Here is a 16,451-nt window from a genome sequence, read left to right as displayed (position 1 = left end):
GTCGCCCTCCGGCTATCCGCCGCGCGAGGGCCCCGGCGCCATTGGCGGCCGCCGGTGATCCCGATGTGGTGTTGCAATTGGGCACCACAAGGGGCGATGAGGCTCTTGCGTGACGGATCATTTCAGGGCCACGCTTCGCGCATGACCGCATTGATTCATGTCAGCGCTCTCTACCGCTATCCGGTGAAGGGCTTGAGTCCCGAACCCGTCGAGCGGGCGGACCTCGAGACCAGCGGCTTCTTCCCGGGCGACCGGCTCTACGCCATCGAGAACGGGCCCTCGGGCTTCAACGCGGTGGCGCCCCGCCATCAGCCGAAGACGAAGTACCTGATGCTCATGCGTGACGAGGCGCTCGCCCGCCTGCGCACCCGCTACGAGGATGCTACGGCGACTCTCACCGTCGAGGGCCATGGCGAGCCGCAGGCCTTCAACCTCGACACCGAGGCCGGCCGAGAGGGGCTTGCGGATCTGATGCGGCGGTTCATTCCCGGGAGCCTGCGGGGCGAACCGAAGGTGCTCGCCGCCCCGCCGCAATACCGGTTCACGGATTCCCCAACCGGCTACGTGTCGCTCATCAACCGTGCGAGCGTGGCGGCGGTGGAGGATTATCTCGGCGTGCCCGTGGACCCGCTGCGCTTCCGCGGCAACCTGCTCGTCGAGGGGCTCGACCCCTTCGCCGAACTGGAGATGGTCGGGCAGGTGGTCGAAGCGCCGAGCGGGCTGCGGCTCAAGATCACCAAACGGACGGTGCGGTGCGCGGCGACAAACGTCGAGCCGACCAGCGGCATCCGCGACTGCGACATCCCCTGGACGCTCGACGCCCGCCTCGGCCACCGCGACCTCGGCGTCTACGCGGAGGTGATCGCCGGCGGGGCGCTGGCGAAGGGCGACTCACTGCGGGTCGTGCGGTGACGGGACCGGAAGAGCGGTCCCATAAGCCCCCGTCATCCTGAGGGGCCGGAGCGCGGCGCAAGCCTCGGATTGGGGCTTCAGCCGGCCGCGCGATCCCTGGATTACGCCTTGGAGGCCCGCTTCGCGCTCACCTCAGGATGAGAGGAGGCGGGGAAGCGCCCGAGCCCGCCCTCAGAGCCGCGACACGTAGGCCGCCAGATCCTTGATGTCGGCCTCGCTCAGGCCCTGCGCCGCCTCGTTCATGGCGGGATCGTAGCCGGGCCGGGCGTTCGACTTGTAGCCGGCGAGCGCCTTGGCGAGGTAGTCCTCGCGCTGTGCCCGGATCCGCGGGATCGCGTCCCGACCCGCGAGATCCGGTCCATGGCAGGAATTGCACTGGTGCTTGGCGACCAGTGCCTGGGCCCGTGCCGTCAGAGCCGCATCGGCCGGCGGACCGGACCAGGCGGGCGGCGGCAGCGTCGCCACCGCGTCGGCGTAGCTGCGCAGGTCGTCGTCGGAGAATCCGGCAGCCACCTCGTTCATCGGCGGCGCCTCCCGCTGCTTCTCCCGGAACTGGAAGAGCTGCGTCACCACGTAGTCCGGAAGCTGCCCCCCGAGCGAGGGCACGCCCTCCGTCGCAGACATGCCCGCACCGTGGCAGCCGATACAGGGGGCGAGGCGCTCCTGCAGCGCCGCGTCCGGGGCGGCAAGCGCCGCACCCGCCGAGAGCAGCCCGCCGAGGGCAGGGGCCAGCCCGCAGATCGACCGGAGGTGGCGGCGCATCACCGGCCGTAGCTGACGCGGTAGATCGCGCCGTTGTAGTCGTCGGACACGAGCAGCGATCCGTCCTTGGCGACCAGCACGTCCACCGGGCGGCCGACATACTTGTTGTCCTGGAGGAAGCCGGTCAGGAACGGCTCCGTTGCTGCGGTCTTGCCGTCCGGTCCGGGCTTGGCCACGACCACGTCGCCACCGAGCTTGGCGGTGCGGTTCCACGAGCCGTGCCGGGCGACGAACATCGCGTCCCGGTAGGCCTCCGGGAACTGCGTGCCGGTGTAGAACCGCAGGCCGAGGGAAGCCGTGTGCGGGCCGAGGAGCGCCGCCGGCGCGGTGAATTCCGAGCAGGAATGACCCCAGCCGTATTCCGGATCCGTGAAGGTGCCCTGGTGGCAGTACGGATAGCCGAAATGCTGCTTGCCCGGCTCCGTGAGCACGTTCAGCTCGTCGTTCGGGATGTCCTCCGAGACCCAGTCGCGGCCGTTGTCGGTGAACCAGAGCTGCTTGGTCTTTGGGTTCCAGTCGAACCCGACGGTGTTGCGCACGCCGCGGGCGATCACCTCGGCGTTCTTGCCGTCGAGGTCCATGCGCCGGATCTGCGCGTGGGTGTCCGGCGGCATCACGATGTTGCCCGGGGCACCGACCGGCACGTAGAGCTTGTTGTCCGGGCCGATGGCGATGAACTTCCAGCCATGGGCCTCGTCCTTCGGCAGGTCGTCATAGACCAGGGTCGGCTTCGCCGCGCCGTCGAGGTGGTTCGCGATGTCGTCGTAGCGCCAGATCTTCGAGAGCTCGGCGACGTACAGCGCGCCGTCGTGGTAGGCGACGCCGTTCGGCCGATGCAGGCCCGACGCGATGGTCTTCACCTCGCGCTTGCCGTCCCCATCCGCCTTCGGAAGCACCGCGTAGACCTTCCCCACCGTCCGGGTGCCCACGTACAGCGTGCCGTCCGGCGCCTGGGTCATCTCACGGGCATTGGCGAGGCCGCTGGCATAGACCTCGATCTTGAAGCCCTCCGGCACCTTCAGCTTGTCGAGCGGCAGCTTGGCGGCCGCGGCCGCCAATGGCGGCCCCGCCACCGGCGCGAGCTTGGCTGCGGCGCCGCCCTCGGGGCGGCCGTACAGCGCCGAACCGCGGTCGACCTGGACGCTGGGCGGCGGGGCCGCGGTGGCGGCCGTCTCCTGCGCCGCGGCGCGGCCGTGGTCCATCAGGCCGAAACTCAGGCCGGCGAGGGCCGCGGTGAGGCTGCGGATCAGGATCGGCTGGCGGATCGGCGTCATGGTGTCTCCCGGTGGGGACGGTCTCACGGACCGCCCGCTCGCTCTGCACTCTTTATTCAACGGTCGGCTGGAGAGCGCGACCGGGATTGGGGGCGCCGAGGCGACACTCCGCGGCCGCCGTAACGCGGCCCGGGATTACGCGCGCTGCCGTGTCCTCCGCGACCGACGTCGGCTGCCGTGTCGGCTCACCTTGCGTTTTGGGCAATGATCTCCGAAAACGCCCCCCGTCCGGGAAGCTTAGGCTTGGCCGGGGCTGCCGGCCGTCCGCCGGAGCCCGGCCGACGCGGCGTTCCGATCCGGTTCGAGGACACGTATCGATGATCGATTACGCGCAGGCGCGGCGGATGATGGTCGACTGCCAGTTGCGGACCTTCGACGTGAACGACAACACGGTGCTCGACGCGTTCGACACCGTGCCGCGTGAGGACTTCGTGCCGAAGGGCCGCGAGCCCTTCGCGTATATCGACCAGACCCTGAGCCTCGGTGAGGCCGGCGGCGAGACCCGCTGCATGCCGGCCCCGATGGTCGTGGCCCGGATGATCCAGGCTCTGCGGATCCGGCCGGGCGTCGCCGCCCTCGACGTCGCCACCGGCACCGGCTACGCGGCGGCGGTCATGGCGCAGCTCGGCGCGCAGGTCACGGCGCTGGAATCGGTGCCCGACCTCGCCGAGGCGGCGCGCACCCGGCTCGGCGCCTCCGCACAGGTGATCGAAGGCCCGATCGCCGCCGGCGCGCCCAAGCAGGGGCCCTTCGACGTCATCCTGATCAACGGCCGCGTCGAGGTCCGGCCGCAGGCGCTGCTGAACCAGCTCAAGGATGACGGCCGCCTGGTCTGCGTGTTCGGCCCGCACCGCAACGCCAAGGTCACGCTCTTCGTGCGTGCCGGCGACGCGTTCGGGGCCCGTCCGCTGTTCGACGCGTCGCTGCCCGGTCTCGAGGCCTTCGCGGCGGAAGCCGGCTTCGCGTTCTGACACCGCGCGCCGGACCACCCCCGCCTCCGTCCTCGCGGGCGGAGCGGGCGGATCCGGGACGGGGCGCGCAGGCCGCGATCAGCCGAGCCTGTAATCCCCCAGCCGGGCCCGGCGGGCGCTCCGGCGATATGCCATGACCGAGTCGGGCCAGAGGGTGTTGTTGCGCCCGCTCGCGTCGAGGTACCAGCTGCGGCAGCCCCCGGCCTGCCAGATGCTGTCGGCCATGCGGCTGTGGATCCGGTCGACGAACCGGGCCTGGGCCTCCGGCCGGACCTCGACGGTCTTCGTCCCGCGACGCAGGGCTTTGAGACAGTCGAGGACGTGCTGCACCTGGATCTCGATCATCGAGACGACCGAGTTGTGGCCGAGCCCGGTGTTGGGCCCGAGCAGCATAAAGTAGTTGGGAAACCCCGCGACCGTGATGCCCTGGTAGGCGCCCATGCCGTCGGCCCAGGCCTCGGTCAGAGTCCGGCCGCCGCGGCCGACGAGCTTCATCCGCGCAAAGGTCGCGGTCACGTCGAAGCCCGTGGCGTAGACGATCACGTCGAGGTCGTGGTGCCGTCCGGCCTCGGTGGTCACGCCGGTCTCGGTGATCCGGGCGATGCCGTCCGTCTCCAGGGAGACGTTCGGGCGCTGGAGCGCGGGGTAGTAGTCGTCGGAAATCAGCACCCGCTTGCAGCCGAGCCGGTAGCTCGGCGTCAGCTTCGCCCTCAGGGTCTTGTCGGGGACCGCCTTGGCGAGATGGCGCCGGGCCAGAGCCTCGGCCTGACCGGTGAGCTTCGAGACCTTGGTGAAGCCGAGGAGCGCACGCACCTCGTGCAGCCAGAACAGCCGCGCCCGTTCGAGCCGCCGGCTGAACGGCACGCGCCGGTAGCGGCTCTTGGTGCCCTCCGCGATGGCGTGGTCGTTCTTCGGCATGATCCAGGGCGGCGTGCGCTGGAACAGGGTGAGGTGGGACGCGATGGCGGCGAGCTCCGGCACCACCTGGATCGCGCTGGCCCCCGTGCCGATCACCCCGACGCGCTTGCCCTCGAGCGCCACGGCATGGTCCCAGGCAGCCGTGTGGAAGGCGGGCCCGGCGAACGCCTCGCGACCCGGGATGTCGGGATAGGCGGGATGATGCAGCCCGCCCATCCCGGAGACGATCGCGCGCGCCGTGATCGGCCCCCGGTCGGTCTCCACGTGCCACAGGGCGCGCGCCGCGTCCCACGTGGCCCCGGTGAAGGTCGTGCCCAGCTGGATCAGGGGCATCAGCCCGTTCCGCTCGGCCGTGTCCTTCAGGTAGGCCAGGATCTCCGGCTGCGGCGCATACATCCGGCTCCAGTCGGCCTTCGGGGCGAAGGACAGGGAGTAGAGGTGCGAGGGGATATCGCAGGCCGCCCCCGGATAGGTGTTGTCGTGCCACGTGCCGCCGATGCCGTCGGCCTTCTCGATCACCCGCAGCGGGCCGATGCCCGCCTGCCGGCACCGGATCGCCATCGCGAGCCCCGAGAAGCCCGCGCCGACGATCAGGACGGCCAGGGTCTCGGACGCGGTCTCGGTCATCGCAGAGTGCTCCCGGAGGGGGCGTGGGGCGCGTGCGCCTTCAGGAAGGCCGCGGCCTCATCGAGGGAGGCCCGCGCCTCCGGCAGCATGCCGGCGGCGAATTGCCAGGCGTGGGACACGACCGGGAAGAGCTTGAGTTCGGTCTCGACGCCGGCCGCGCGGGCCCGCTCGGCCATGCGGACGGAATCGTCGCGCAGGACCTCGCGCGCGCCGACATGGAACAGCAGCGGCGGGAAGCCGGTCGGGTCGCCGTAGATCGGCGAGATTCGCGGATCGGCCGGATCGGCGCCGCCCAGATACATCGGCCGGATCGCCGCGAGGGCCTGCGGGTCGAACATGGCATCGCGCCATGCATTGGAAACCCGTGACCCGTCCTCGGAGACGAAATCCGTGGCCGGGGAGAAGAGGGCCGCCGCCCAGGGCATCGGCAGACCCCTGGCGCGGGCTTCGCCCATCAGCACGAGGGCGAGGTTTCCGCCGGCCGATTCCCCCGCCACGCAGGCGGCGCCCTCGGCGCTGAACGCCGCCCAGACCGCCGTCACGTCGTCGACCGCCGCGGGGAACGGATGCTCGGGGGCGAGGCGGTAATCGGGGGCGAAGATCGTGAAGCCCCGGTTCGCCAGGGCGCCCGTGACGGGACGGTGCGTCCGGGGCGAGCAGGCGATGAAGCCGCCGCCATGGATGTAGAGCATCCGCCGGCCGGGACCCGCCTTCGGCCGGATCCACTCGCCTTTGACGCCGCCGACGATGCCCGGCTCGTAGGTCACGCCCTTGGGGTCCGGGAAGGCCGGCGCCTCGAAGATGCGGCGGAACGCGGCCACGTCCCGCGCCCGTGCCAGAGGCCCCCGGACCCGGCTTCGGACCATGTAGGCCCCGAGATACGCACGCAGGCTCGCCATCTCAGAGCGCCCCTCCGGACAGACGCACGATCGTCTTCCAGTAGCCCACAGGCATCAGCCGCTGGATCAGCGCGGCATTCTTGGCGTCCTTGCCGACGACGATCCGGGGCGCCCGGGCCTCGATGCCGCGGATGATCGCGGCGGCCGCGTCGGCGGGCGCCAGGGTCAGAAGCTTGCCGAACGCCTCTCGCGCCTTCTCGTCCTCCACGGACGCGCGCTTCGCCGCCTCCGGATCGGTCGGCGGTCGCCGGCCGCGGGCGTTGCGCGAGATGGCGGTGGCAACACCGCCCGGATGGACCACCGTCACCCCGAGTCCGGTGCCGGCATATTCGTGCCGCAGGGCCTCCGAGAAGCCGCGCACGCCGAACTTGCTGGTGCTGTAGGCGACCTGACCCGGCGGCGCGATCAGCCCGAACAGGCTCGACAGGTTGACGATCTGCGCCGCCGGCCGGGCACGCAGCATCGGCAGGAAGGCGTGGCACATCCGCACGACGGCGCGCAGGTTGATGTCGAGCAGCCACTCGAAATCGTCGAGATGCGTCTCGTCGAACCGGCCGCCGAGGGCGACGCCGGCATTGTTGATCAGAATGTCGAGATGCCCGGACCGTTCTGCGACCCAGTCCGGCAGCGCGCGGATCCCTTCGGCATCCGTGAGATCGAGGACGCGGGTCTCGACCGAGACGCCGCGGATCTTGCCGGCAGTGGCCGCCAGCCCGGTCGCGTCCCGGTCCACGAGGAGAAGATTGCAGCCCTTCGCGGCGAGGCCTTCGGCCAGGGCCGCACCGATACCGCTCGCCGCGCCGGTGATCAGGGCCACCGCGCCCGCGAATTGGAACCGCTGTGCCAAACCGCGCCTCCCCGTACCGTCGACCTGGATCGGTCTTCAGGGGGATAGGCCCGGCCGGCCTGATTGTCTAGGGTGAACACCCTAGACGAGGATGGGATCATGCCGCGGGGCGAGGGCCGCAGGTTCGACTTCGATGTGGAGGCCAGCCCAGAGGCCGGTCCTGCCGTGCCGATCCCGGATACGCGCACGCGAATCCTGGCAGTCAGCCTCGCGCTGTTCAACGCCCGCGGGCTCGGCCGTGTCACGACGGCGGAGATCGCGGCCGCGGCGGGGATCCGCGAGGGCAATCTGCAGTATCACTTTCCGCGCAAGAGCGGCTTGGTCGAAGCCGTGTTCGCCGCCTTCGAGGCGGAGGCCCTGGCGGTGGCCGGCCGCATGCCCGCCGACCCCGCCGCTCCGGAAGCGCTGCTCGGCTACCAGCGGGCGTGGTTCGACCTGATCTGGCGCTACCGCTGCATCTACCGCGACGGGATCGCCATGGTGGACATCGCCCCGGCACTGCGCCCGCGGATCCATGCCCTGCGGGCCGAGACCCAGGCGCTGGCCCGCGGTGTCTTCGAGGCGGCCGTGCGGGCGGGACGGCTGCGGATCGCGCCGGAGGCCCTCGGGCGGCTCATCGACAATGCCTGGATCGTGTCCAGCCACTGGATGAACCATCGCCTCCAGGGGGGCACCACCCTGACGGAGGCCGATCTGGACTGGGGCTTCGCGCAGCTCCGCGACCTGTTCGCCCCCTATCTCGCACCGGACAGCCCGGATTGACGGCGTCTGGCCTGAACCTTCCATACGCTCCGGCCAAGCTCGGAGCCGAAGGACACGATGCTCGACCGCCTGATCCATGCCGGCCTCAGCCTTCTGGTGCTGCTCGCCGTCGCCATCCTGTTCTCGACCAATCGGCGGGCGATCCGTCTCCGCGTGGTGCTCGCCGGGCTGGCCCTGCAGGTGGGGCTCGGTGCTCTGGTCCTGTTTCTTCCCGCCGGGCAGGCCGCGCTGCGGGCTGTCGCCGACGCGGTCGTGACCGTGCTGTCCTACGGCGATCGCGGCACCGCCTTCCTGTTCGGCGGTCTCGTCGAGCCGAGGATGTTCGAGCTGTTCGGCGGCTCGGGCTTCATCCTGGCGCTGCGGGTCCTGCCGCAGATCCTCTATGTCTCCGCGCTCATCGGCGTGCTCTACCATCTCGGCGTGATGCAGGCGCTGGCTCGCCTCCTCGGCGCGGCGCTCCGGCGGATTCTGGGCACGTCACCCATCGAGTCGTTCTCGGCGGTGATCACCATCGCCATCGGCCAGAGCGAGATCGCTGTCGCGCTGCGCCCGTTCCTCGCCCTGCTCACCGGGGCCGAGTTGTTCGCCGTCATGTCGAGCGGCGCCGCGTCCACGGCAGGATCGATCCTGGCGGGCTACGCGGCCCTCGGCGTGCCCATGACCTACCTGCTCGCAGCCTCGGTGATGGCGATCCCGGGGGGGCTCGTCTACGCCAAGATCCTGATGCCATCGACGGAGTCGACCCGGATCACCACCACCCGGGTCGAGTTCGGCGAGACGCGGGCGGCCAACATCATCGAGGCGGCGGCCGACGGGACCCAGAAGGGGCTCGCAGTGGCGGTCTCGGTAGGGGCCATGCTGATCGCCTTCGTCGGGCTGATCGCCCTGGCGGACGGCCTCTTCGGCATGCTGGGCGGATGGGTCGGGTATCCCGCCGCCTCGTTCGAGGGCGTGCTCGGCTGGGCCCTCGCCCCGCTGGCCTGGCTCCTCGGCGTGCCCTGGGAGCAGGCGACCCTGGTGGGCGGGGCGATCGGCCAGAAGCTCGCCTTCAACGAGTTCCTGGCCTACGCCAACCTGTCGCCGGTCCTGAAGGCCGGCACCCTCGAGCCGCGCGCGCAGGCGATCGTCTGCTTCGCCCTGTGCGGCTTCGCCAACTTCGCCTCGATCGCGATCCAGCTCGCAAGCTTCTCCAGCCTCGTCCCGGAGCGCCGCGCCGAGGTCGCCCGGTACGGCCTGCGGGCGATCCTGGCGGGGACGCTGTCGAATCTCACGAGCGCGGCGATCGCGGGGCTGTTCGTGGCGTGAGGGATCAGGTGCCCGTCCGCGCCACGAGCAGCAGCGCGTTCGGGCGCGTCCGTTTCGGCACCGGCAGGCAGCGGTCGAGGACCGACCCGACGCCGTAGGCGAAGGCGAGCGCCAGCGCCCAGGACCACGTCCGCCGGAAGAAGCGGTCACGGCAGCGGACGGGGCTGACCTTGGCCATCCAGTGAATCAGCGAATCGTGCCGGTCCATGCCGATGGCATGGACCGCCTCGGCGGTGCAGCCCAAAGTGCCGGCCAGCGCCTCCAGAGCGGTGGGCGTCCACCACGTGAGATGGTGGGGCGGCGCGTTGATGACGAAGTTCGGGATCGTGGTGTTGGGCGAGGGCCAGAGCGGCGTCCCGATCAGAATCAGGCCGCCCGGCTTGACGCAGGCCGCCAGCGCCCGGGCGAATCCCAGCGGGTCCGCCACATGCTCGATGACCTGGAAGGCGCAGGCCACGTCGTAGACCGGACCGAGGCGCGCCGCGTGCGCCTCCACGGTCTCGGCGAGGATCGTCCCGGTCGGGTCCTCGGCGGAAAAATTCGGGTCGAGGCCGGTATAGGTGGCCTCCGGCACATAGGCGCGGAAACCGCCGTGGCCGCAGCCCACGTCGAGCACCCGGGCACCCGACGGCACATGCTTGGCGGCCTGGCGGAACTCCAGGCGCTCCGTCTCCGGCCCGGCGAGCTTATCGTGCGCGGCGATCCGGCCGTAGAACGCCCGGTAGAAGGCCGCATCGCCAGCCACCGGCGGATCGAAGAAGATCAGCCCGGTCGGTGATTCCCAGAGCCGGAACGTCCCGGCGGGGCGCAGCAGCGGCCCGACATCGACGCGGCCGGAATAGTGCCAGAGCAGCGTCAGGAAGGCGGCGTCCAGGCGCTCGACGCAGCGCAGGGCGGGGGCACCGGTGATCGGGCAGGGTGGGATCGCTTGATCGGCCGAATACGCAGTGTCCGCCAAACCCGTCCTCGCTCGCTCTGCAGGCTCACATGGCCCGGTGGCGGTTCAGCGGCACAGTTTGGTGTGGCAGGTCAAGCCGAGGCGCAGCATGTCATGCGCGCACAAAAGAAAAGCGCCGCTTCGGATGAAGCGGCGCCCCAGAACGTGATGTCGACGTCTCAGTTGAACGTGTCGATCTCAGCCGACTCGTAGCTGGTGACTTCCATGCCGACGCAGATCTCAGACACGACGGGGGCGGACCAAGCCATGATTTCCTCCAAGTGAATTGATGCGATGGATGAAGAAGCCGCAAAGGCCGGAGCGTCGGGCGCTCCGAACCGTGAGCGACTTAGTTGAACGTATCGATCTCAGCCGACTCGTAGCTGGTGACTTCCATGCCGACGCAGATCTCGGACACGATCGGGGCGGACCAGGCCATGGCGTTTCTCCTCGCTGTTGGTGAGATCCATATAGGCAATATCTTGGACGCAATACAAGTGAGCACAACACTTATATTTCTCATAGGCTGGGTTGCTGGCCGGCGGGGCCCACCCGTCCGTGGCCGCGCGGCCACCCGACGGAGCGTCGTTCGGCATCGGCTGCGGATGGGCGCTGTTTCGGCTTGACGGGCCTCTTGCTCGGGCGCACGACGCACCCGCGCGACGGCGTCTTCGACGGTGCCGCGTTCCCTTTCCAGCAGCGACCAGCGAAGCGACGTGCCCGACCGATCGTGCCTGCCGTGCCCGGCCCCGTGTCGTCATCCCGCCTGAGCCGCTGAGAGGCCTGGCCGCGGGGCGATCGACGCGGCGGCCGGCCACGGCCCTGATCTAGGATGACCGGCGACGCGTCGCCTCGTAACCCACGAGGCGAGGCCATGAACGAGATCGCGCCCTTCGACACGCGAGTCGATCCCTCCGTCTTGGCCGCACGTCTTTCGGACGAACGGGCGCCCGACATCGTCGAAGCGCTGAACGACGAGGCTCCGGAGGTTGCCGCCGCCATCCTGCTCGGTCTGCCGACGGAGCGGGCGATCGAGGTGCTGGACCAGCCGGAACTCGACTGCGCCGCCGACATCATCGAGATGCTGCCCCGGGACCGGGTGGCCGGCTACCTGTCGGGCATGTCGGCCGACCGGGTCACGGACGTGTTCCGCGAGATCGAGGAGCCCGGCCGCTCCGACCTGCGCGCGCGCCTCGACGCCGAGACACGCGGCGCCGTGGACCGGCTCTCGGCCTACGGCGAGGAGACCGTGGGCTCTCTGATGACCACGGAGTTCGTCACCGTGCCGGGCACCTGGACGGTGAGCCAGACCCTGGAGCACATCCGCCATGTGGAGAAGACCCGCGAGACGATCTACGCGATCTTCGTGCTCGACCCGCGCACCCGCGCGCTGACCAAGGCGGTGCCCCTGCGGCGGCTGATCTCGGGCGATCCGAGCGACAACGTCCTCAGCGTCGCGCCGGGACGCCGGCCCCTCGCCGTTTCGCCGACGGCCAGCCGCGAGGAGGCGGCCCGACTGATCTCGAAATACGATCTTCTCGCGCTGCCGGTGGTCGACGCGGTCGGGCACGTGATCGGCATCGTCACGGTCGACGACATGATCGACGCGATGATCGAGAAGCAGACGCAGGACGTGCAGCGCTTCGGCGGCATGGAGGCGCTGCCCGAGCCCTACATGGATATCGGCTTCTTCACGATGATCCGGAAGCGCGCCGGCTGGCTGTGCGCGCTGTTCCTGTCGGAGATGCTCACCGCCTCGGCCATGCAGGGCTTCGAGGGGGAACTGGAGAAGGCGATCGTCCTGACGCTGTTCATCCCGCTGATCATGAGTTCGGGGGGCAATTCCGGATCTCAGGCGACCTCGCTGCTGATACGGGCGCTGGCCCTGCACCAGATCCGGCTGCGGGACTGGTGGCGGGTGGCCCTGCGGGAACTGCCCACCGGGATCGTGCTCGGGGCGATCCTCGGGGTGATCGCGGTCGTCCGCATCGTCGCGTGGCAGAAGTTCGGCCTCTACGATTACGGCGAGCACTGGCCGCTGGTGGCCGCAACGGTGGGCGCGGCGCTCGTCGGGATCGTGACCTTCGGATCGCTCGCCGGCTCGATGCTGCCCTTCCTGCTGCAGCGGATCGGCTTCGATCCGGCCACCGCCTCGGCGCCGTTCGTGGCGACGCTGGTCGATGTCACCGGGCTCGTCATCTATTTCTCGGTGGCCCTGCTGATCCTGCGCGGGACGCTGCTGTAGGGGGCGTCCGGTCCGGCAAGCCTCGGCAAGACCCGATCCCTCCCCCCGACCCTCTCCCGGACGGGAGAGGGGGCCTGTTGCGGCGCCCTCGAAACGCCGGGGCGAGCCAGCAAGCGGCGGCGCCGGTCAACCGGCCGCAGTCGCGGCGAGCCGCTTGCGCTGGACCTTGCCGTTGGGCGTGCGCGGCAGGGCGTCGAGGAAGCGGATTTCCCGCGGCCGCTTGTAGGCGGCGAGCCGCTCGGCGCACCAGGCCAGCAGGCCCTCCGCGTCGGGCTCGGCGTCCGGCTGGAGCACCACGAAACCGCAGATGACCGAGACGTCTGCCCGCACAGGCAGTTCGGCCACGCCGACCTCCGCCACGGACGGGTGGTCGGACAGCACCGCCTCGACCTCGTTGGGCGAGACCCGGTAGCCCATCGCCTTCATCAGGTCGTTGTTGCGGCCTTCGAACCAGAGGTAGCCATCCGCGTCGAGCCGGGCGAGATCGCCGCCGACGAACCAGTCGCCGCGCATCACCTCGGCCTCTTCCTCGGGGCGGTTCCAGTAGCCGAGCATCAGCGCCGGCTCGGTCCGATGGACGGCGAGGAGCCCGCTCTCGCCGGCCGGCAGCGGGACCGGCTCGCCCTCGACGGGCAGGATCGCCACCCGCCGACCGGGCTGCGGCTTGCCCGGCGAGCCGGGACGCACGGGAATCGTCGGGCCGCTGGAGATGTAGGTCGAGATCTCGCTCATCCCGAGCGCCTCGTAGAGGGGCTTGCCGGTGGCCTGCCGCCAGGCATCGAGCAGCTCCACCGAGAGGGGCTCGCCCGCCGTGCAGCCGTGGCGCAGGCTCGACAGGTCCTGGGCGCCGAGGTCGCCGTATTTGAGGATCTGGCGGTAGAGCGTCGGGACGGCGGCGAACAGGGTCGCGCCGTACCGGGCGATGAGGCGCGGCCAGACGGCGGGGTCGCGTGGACCGTTGTAGAGCACCGCCGTCGCGCCCACCGACCAGGGATCGCTCAAACCGACGCCCAGCGTGTAGGTCCAGTTCATGGTGCCGGCATGCAGCATCACGTCGGATTCGGTGAGGCCGAGCCAGTGGTCGCGCATCGGCCGGCGGCCGTAGGTGGCGCGGTGGGCGTGGAGCACGCCCTTCGGCCGGCTCGTCGTGCCGGAGGTGTAGATCAGCATCGCCGGGTCGTCCGCGGCGGTGTCGGCGTAGGCCGGCAGGGGCGGCCCCGCCTTCATCCGCGCGATGGCGGCGGCGTCGAGCAGGAGGCGTCCGCCCAGGGCCTCGGGCGCGACCGTGCAACCGCCTCCGATCACCACCGCGGCGGCGCCGGAATTGTCCATGAGAAACGCCGCCTCGCCCGCGGTGAGCTGCGGCGAGGAGGGCAGGGCGACGAGGCCCGCCGCCAGGGCCCCGAAATAGAGGAGGACGTAGTCGGCCTCGTTGCCCATGCGGATCATCACCCGGTCGCCGGGTTCCAGGCCGAGATCCAGCAGGCCCGCCGCGATGCCGCGCACCGCCCGCTCGACGTCGCCGAAACTCAGCCGCTCCGCGGTGCCATCCCCGACCATCACGAGCGCCGTCTTGTCGGGGCGCAGGCGCGCATTCTCGGCCAGGCAGTACCGCGCGGCGTTGAACCGCGCGGGCGGATGACGGTCGTTGGCAAGGCTGTCGGGCACCGGGCGCTCCCCGTATTCGGGCTTTCGGCCGGGTGTCCCGCCTGCGCGGGCGGCCGTCAACCGCGGCCGCCCAGGCCTTTGCCTCCGGTCAGGTCCGCCGCTGCGCTTGGCCCTCCTGCTCTTCGAAGCCCTTGAGCATCTTGTCGAGGGTGAGCGGATAGTCCCGCACGCGGATCCCGGTGGCGTTGTAGATCGCGTTGGCGAGCGAGGCGCCGGCGCCGCAGATGCCGAGCTCGCCGAGTCCCTTGCTCTTCAGCGGGTTCGCCTTGTCGTCGAGTTCGGGCAGGAACACCGCGTCGATCGCCGGGAGGTCGGCGTGGACCGGCACATGGTACTCGGCCATGTCGTGGTTGACGAAGTAGCTGTAGCGCGGATCGACCACCGCATCTTCCATCAGAGCCGCCCCGACCCCGAAGGTCATGCCGCCGATCGCCTGACTGCGCGCCGTCTTGGCGTTGAGGATGCGCCCCCCGGTGAAGACCCCGAGCATCCGCCGCAACCGGATCTCACCGGTATCGACATCGACCCCGACCTCGGCGAAGTGCGCACCGTAGGAGTATTGCGAGAACTTCTGCTTCATCTCGCCGGGCTTGATCTCACCGGCGGCCTCCATGCCCGACCGGGCGAGATCGGTCAGCGACTCCGTCCGGTTGCCCGAGGTCACCGCGCAGTCGCGGAACACCGCCCCGTCCGGGTTAAGGTCGCCGGCCTTGAGCAGGGCCTGCCGGAGGTTGTCGCAGGCGACGTAGAGGGCAGAGCCCGCCGACGCAGCGCCGAACGAGCCGCCGGAACCCGAGGCGAAGGGAAAGTCGGTGTCGCCCATCTCGACGCGGACCCGCTCGGGCGGCAGGCCCAGCATCTCGCCGGCGATCTGGGTGAGGATCGTATAGGTGCCGGTCCCGGGATCGGTCATGGCCATGCGCACCACCAGCACGCCGTCCGGCCCGAGACGGACCTTGGCGGCGGAGGGCATCAGCGGGTTGAGGCGGGCGGCGGCCGACATGCCCATGCCGACGAGCCAGTTGCCGTCGCGGCGGCTGCCCGCCGCCTGCCGCTTGTCCCAGCCGAACAGGCGCGCCCCCTCGCGCATGCAGGGCACGAGCTGGCGGGTGGAGAACGGGACTTTCTTCTCGGGATCCTCGACCGGCTCGTTGCGCACCCGCAGCTCGATCGGATCGACCTTCAGATGCTCGGCCAGCTCATCCATGGCGCACTCGAAGGCGAGCTGGCCCACGGCCTCGCCAGGGGCGCGCATCGACGAGGCGATGGGCATGTTGAGGTTCACGAGCCGATGGCGCGTGATCCGGTTCTGTGCCGCGTAGAGCGACCGGGTGACGTTGGCCGACGTCTCGAAGAACCCGTCGCCCTCGGCCGTGTCGGACCAGGATTCATGGCTGATCGCCGAGAGCCGCCCGTCCTGATCGGCACCGAGCCTGATCCGCTGGATCGTGTCGGTCCGGTGGGTCCCGACGTGGAACTCCTGCTGCCGCGTGAGCGCGACCTTCACGGGGCGCTGGATCAGCTTCGAGGCCAACACGGCGAGCGTCGCCTCCGGCTGAGCCTGGAGCTTCGAGCCGAAGCCGCCGCCGATATAGGGGCTCACGATCCGCACCTTTTCGGGCGGCAGCTTCAGCACAGAGCCGAGCGCCTTCTGACCGCGGTTCAGCATCTGGTTGGCGGTGTAGAGCACAACGCCGTCGCCCTCCCACGACGCGATCGTGGCGTGCGGCTCCATCTGCGCGTGGATCTGGTTGGGCGTGACGTATTCCACGTCGAGCTTCACCGGCGCGGCCGCGAAGGCGGCGTCGAAGTCGCCGAGCTTCGAATCCGGCGGCGAATTGACGGGCTTCGGCTCGTAGGCCGCCGCCAGGTTGTCCTTAAGCAGCCCCTTGGGCTTAGCCGCGTCGTAGCGGACCTTCACCAGCATCGCGGCGGCGCGGGCCTGCTCGAAGGTCTCGGCAACCACGAAGGCGACGGGCTGACCATAGAACGTGACCTTCGTCCCCTGGAGTTGCGGCCAGACCTGCTCCTTCTTCTCGCCCTGCTCGGGGACGTTCTCGTGGGTCATGACCAGGATCGTGCCGGGCGCCCGGCGGGCGGTCTCGGCGTCGATCGACGTGATGGTGCCGGCCGCGATCGTCGCCGGCACGATGAAGCCGTAGGCGGGGTTCTTCAGCGCCCGGGTCTCGTACGCGTAGGGGGCGTGGCCCGTGACCTTGAGCTTGCCTTCGACGCGGTCGAGCGGCTTCCCGACGAGCCCGTCGGCGCGGTCGTCGAGGGGCGTCCGGCCGATCGGCTGGTTCATCTCCATGGGGACGGTCCTT

General features: G+C 70.3%; 15 protein-coding genes. 5 read left to right on the top strand and 10 right to left on the bottom strand.

Going from position 1 to position 16,451, the window contains the following annotated elements; all coding sequences use genetic code 11:
* Positions 1–141 precede the first annotated feature (141 nt).
* Positions 142–912 carry an MOSC domain-containing protein gene (locus tag A3862_RS03500; protein ID WP_053611147.1) on the top strand — a complete coding sequence of 257 codons (771 nt, stop codon included), beginning with the start codon at positions 142–144 and terminating at the stop codon, positions 910–912.
* A 171-nt stretch (positions 913–1,083) separates the two neighbouring features.
* Here A3862_RS03500 and A3862_RS03495 read toward each other — a convergent pair whose 3' ends face one another.
* Both A3862_RS03495 and A3862_RS03490 read right to left on the bottom strand, forming a co-directional pair.
* The gene (locus tag A3862_RS03495; RefSeq protein ID WP_111473206.1) at positions 1,084–1,674 is read right to left on the bottom strand and encodes a c-type cytochrome; all 591 of its coding nucleotides are present in this window, start codon (positions 1,672–1,674) and stop codon (positions 1,084–1,086) included.
* Positions 1,674–2,948, bottom strand: coding sequence for a PQQ-dependent sugar dehydrogenase (locus A3862_RS03490; protein WP_193376709.1), 1,275 nt, complete (start codon positions 2,946–2,948; stop codon positions 1,674–1,676). The genes A3862_RS03495 and A3862_RS03490 overlap by 1 nt, the downstream gene beginning before the upstream one ends.
* Before the next feature lie 317 nt (positions 2,949–3,265).
* Between A3862_RS03490 and A3862_RS03485 the strand changes: the two genes are divergently transcribed.
* Positions 3,266–3,919, top strand: coding sequence for a protein-L-isoaspartate O-methyltransferase family protein (locus tag A3862_RS03485; RefSeq protein WP_043349657.1), 654 nt, complete (start codon positions 3,266–3,268; stop codon positions 3,917–3,919).
* 78 nt (positions 3,920–3,997) lie between these two features.
* On the opposite strand, the gene A3862_RS03480 is transcribed toward A3862_RS03485, so the two are convergent.
* From A3862_RS03480 to A3862_RS03470, 3 genes are read right to left on the bottom strand one after another with little or no spacing between them, the layout of a single operon-like run.
* Positions 3,998–5,464 (bottom strand): flavin-containing monooxygenase, encoded by a 1,467-nt coding sequence (locus tag A3862_RS03480; protein ID WP_111473205.1) that lies wholly within the window; start codon positions 5,462–5,464, stop codon positions 3,998–4,000.
* Positions 5,461–6,363, bottom strand: coding sequence for an alpha/beta hydrolase (locus A3862_RS03475; protein ID WP_111473204.1), 903 nt, complete (start codon positions 6,361–6,363; stop codon positions 5,461–5,463). The genes A3862_RS03480 and A3862_RS03475 overlap by 4 nt, the downstream gene beginning before the upstream one ends.
* Position 6,364: 1 nt before the next feature.
* Positions 6,365–7,210 (bottom strand): SDR family NAD(P)-dependent oxidoreductase, encoded by an 846-nt coding sequence (locus tag A3862_RS03470; protein ID WP_043760360.1) that lies wholly within the window; start codon positions 7,208–7,210, stop codon positions 6,365–6,367.
* A gap of 99 nt (positions 7,211–7,309) precedes the next feature.
* Between A3862_RS03470 and A3862_RS03465 the strand changes: the two genes are divergently transcribed.
* Positions 7,310–7,972 carry a TetR/AcrR family transcriptional regulator gene (locus A3862_RS03465; protein ID WP_051044742.1) on the top strand — a complete coding sequence of 221 codons (663 nt, stop codon included), beginning with the start codon at positions 7,310–7,312 and terminating at the stop codon, positions 7,970–7,972.
* A gap of 57 nt (positions 7,973–8,029) precedes the next feature.
* The gene (locus tag A3862_RS03460) at positions 8,030–9,277 is read left to right on the top strand and encodes a NupC/NupG family nucleoside CNT transporter (protein WP_043760361.1); all 1,248 of its coding nucleotides are present in this window, start codon (positions 8,030–8,032) and stop codon (positions 9,275–9,277) included.
* Between the two features lie 4 nt (positions 9,278–9,281).
* Here the strand turns inward: A3862_RS03460 and A3862_RS03455 are convergent, their stop codons facing one another.
* From A3862_RS03455 to pqqA (A3862_RS03445), 3 genes are all read right to left on the bottom strand, one after another.
* Positions 9,282–10,235, bottom strand: a complete 954-nt coding sequence (locus A3862_RS03455) for a class I SAM-dependent methyltransferase (RefSeq protein WP_043760362.1) — start codon at positions 10,233–10,235, stop codon at positions 9,282–9,284.
* Positions 10,236–10,393: 158 nt separating this feature from the next.
* The gene (gene pqqA / locus A3862_RS03450) at positions 10,394–10,483 is read right to left on the bottom strand and encodes a pyrroloquinoline quinone precursor peptide PqqA (RefSeq protein WP_007559225.1); all 90 of its coding nucleotides are present in this window, start codon (positions 10,481–10,483) and stop codon (positions 10,394–10,396) included.
* Positions 10,484–10,563: 80 nt separating this feature from the next.
* A complete protein-coding gene (gene pqqA / locus A3862_RS03445) occupies positions 10,564–10,653 on the bottom strand; it encodes a pyrroloquinoline quinone precursor peptide PqqA (RefSeq protein WP_007559223.1) in 90 nt (29 codons plus the stop codon).
* 435 nt (positions 10,654–11,088) lie between these two features.
* On the opposite strand from pqqA (A3862_RS03445), the gene mgtE reads away from it, so the two are divergent.
* Positions 11,089–12,459, top strand: a complete 1,371-nt coding sequence (gene mgtE / locus A3862_RS03440) for a magnesium transporter (protein WP_043760365.1) — start codon at positions 11,089–11,091, stop codon at positions 12,457–12,459.
* A 126-nt stretch (positions 12,460–12,585) separates the two neighbouring features.
* Here mgtE and A3862_RS03435 read toward each other — a convergent pair whose 3' ends face one another.
* Together A3862_RS03435 and A3862_RS03430 are read right to left on the bottom strand one after the other, a co-directional pair.
* The gene (locus A3862_RS03435) at positions 12,586–14,127 is read right to left on the bottom strand and encodes an acyl-CoA synthetase (RefSeq protein ID WP_043760367.1); all 1,542 of its coding nucleotides are present in this window, start codon (positions 14,125–14,127) and stop codon (positions 12,586–12,588) included.
* Positions 14,128–14,215: 88 nt separating this feature from the next.
* Positions 14,216–16,438 carry a xanthine dehydrogenase family protein molybdopterin-binding subunit gene (locus A3862_RS03430; RefSeq protein ID WP_043760369.1) on the bottom strand — a complete coding sequence of 741 codons (2,223 nt, stop codon included), beginning with the start codon at positions 16,436–16,438 and terminating at the stop codon, positions 14,216–14,218.
* Positions 16,439–16,451 lie beyond the last annotated feature (13 nt).

It is taken from the genome of Methylobacterium sp. XJLW (assembly GCF_003254375.1).
GTDB classification, from domain to species: Bacteria; Pseudomonadota; Alphaproteobacteria; order Rhizobiales; family Beijerinckiaceae; genus Methylobacterium; species Methylobacterium fujisawaense.
This window is presented reverse-complemented; position numbering and strand designations above follow the sequence as displayed.

Excerpts from the sequence above, each read along its gene's own strand:
- A3862_RS03495 (WP_111473206.1), bottom strand. The coding sequence starts at position 1,674 with ATGCGCCGCCACCTCCGGTCGATCTGCGGGCTGGCCCCTGCCCTCGGC.
- A3862_RS03490 (WP_193376709.1), bottom strand. The coding sequence starts at position 2,948 with ATGACGCCGATCCGCCAGCCGATCCTGATCCGCAGCCTCACCGCGGCC.
- A3862_RS03475 (WP_111473204.1), bottom strand. The coding sequence starts at position 6,363 with ATGGCGAGCCTGCGTGCGTATCTCGGGGCCTACATGGTCCGAAGCCGG.
- A3862_RS03500 (WP_053611147.1), top strand. The coding sequence starts at position 142 with ATGACCGCATTGATTCATGTCAGCGCTCTCTACCGCTATCCGGTGAAG.
- A3862_RS03485 (WP_043349657.1), top strand. The coding sequence starts at position 3,266 with ATGATCGATTACGCGCAGGCGCGGCGGATGATGGTCGACTGCCAGTTG.
- pqqA (WP_007559225.1), bottom strand. The coding sequence starts at position 10,483 with ATGGCTTGGTCCGCCCCCGTCGTGTCTGAGATCTGCGTCGGCATGGAA.
- A3862_RS03430 (WP_043760369.1), bottom strand. The coding sequence starts at position 16,438 with ATGGAGATGAACCAGCCGATCGGCCGGACGCCCCTCGACGACCGCGCC.
- A3862_RS03480 (WP_111473205.1), bottom strand. The coding sequence starts at position 5,464 with ATGACCGAGACCGCGTCCGAGACCCTGGCCGTCCTGATCGTCGGCGCG.
- A3862_RS03465 (WP_051044742.1), top strand. The coding sequence starts at position 7,310 with ATGCCGCGGGGCGAGGGCCGCAGGTTCGACTTCGATGTGGAGGCCAGC.
- pqqA (WP_007559223.1), bottom strand. The coding sequence starts at position 10,653 with ATGGCCTGGTCCGCCCCGATCGTGTCCGAGATCTGCGTCGGCATGGAA.
- A3862_RS03460 (WP_043760361.1), top strand. The coding sequence starts at position 8,030 with ATGCTCGACCGCCTGATCCATGCCGGCCTCAGCCTTCTGGTGCTGCTC.
- mgtE (WP_043760365.1), top strand. The coding sequence starts at position 11,089 with ATGAACGAGATCGCGCCCTTCGACACGCGAGTCGATCCCTCCGTCTTG.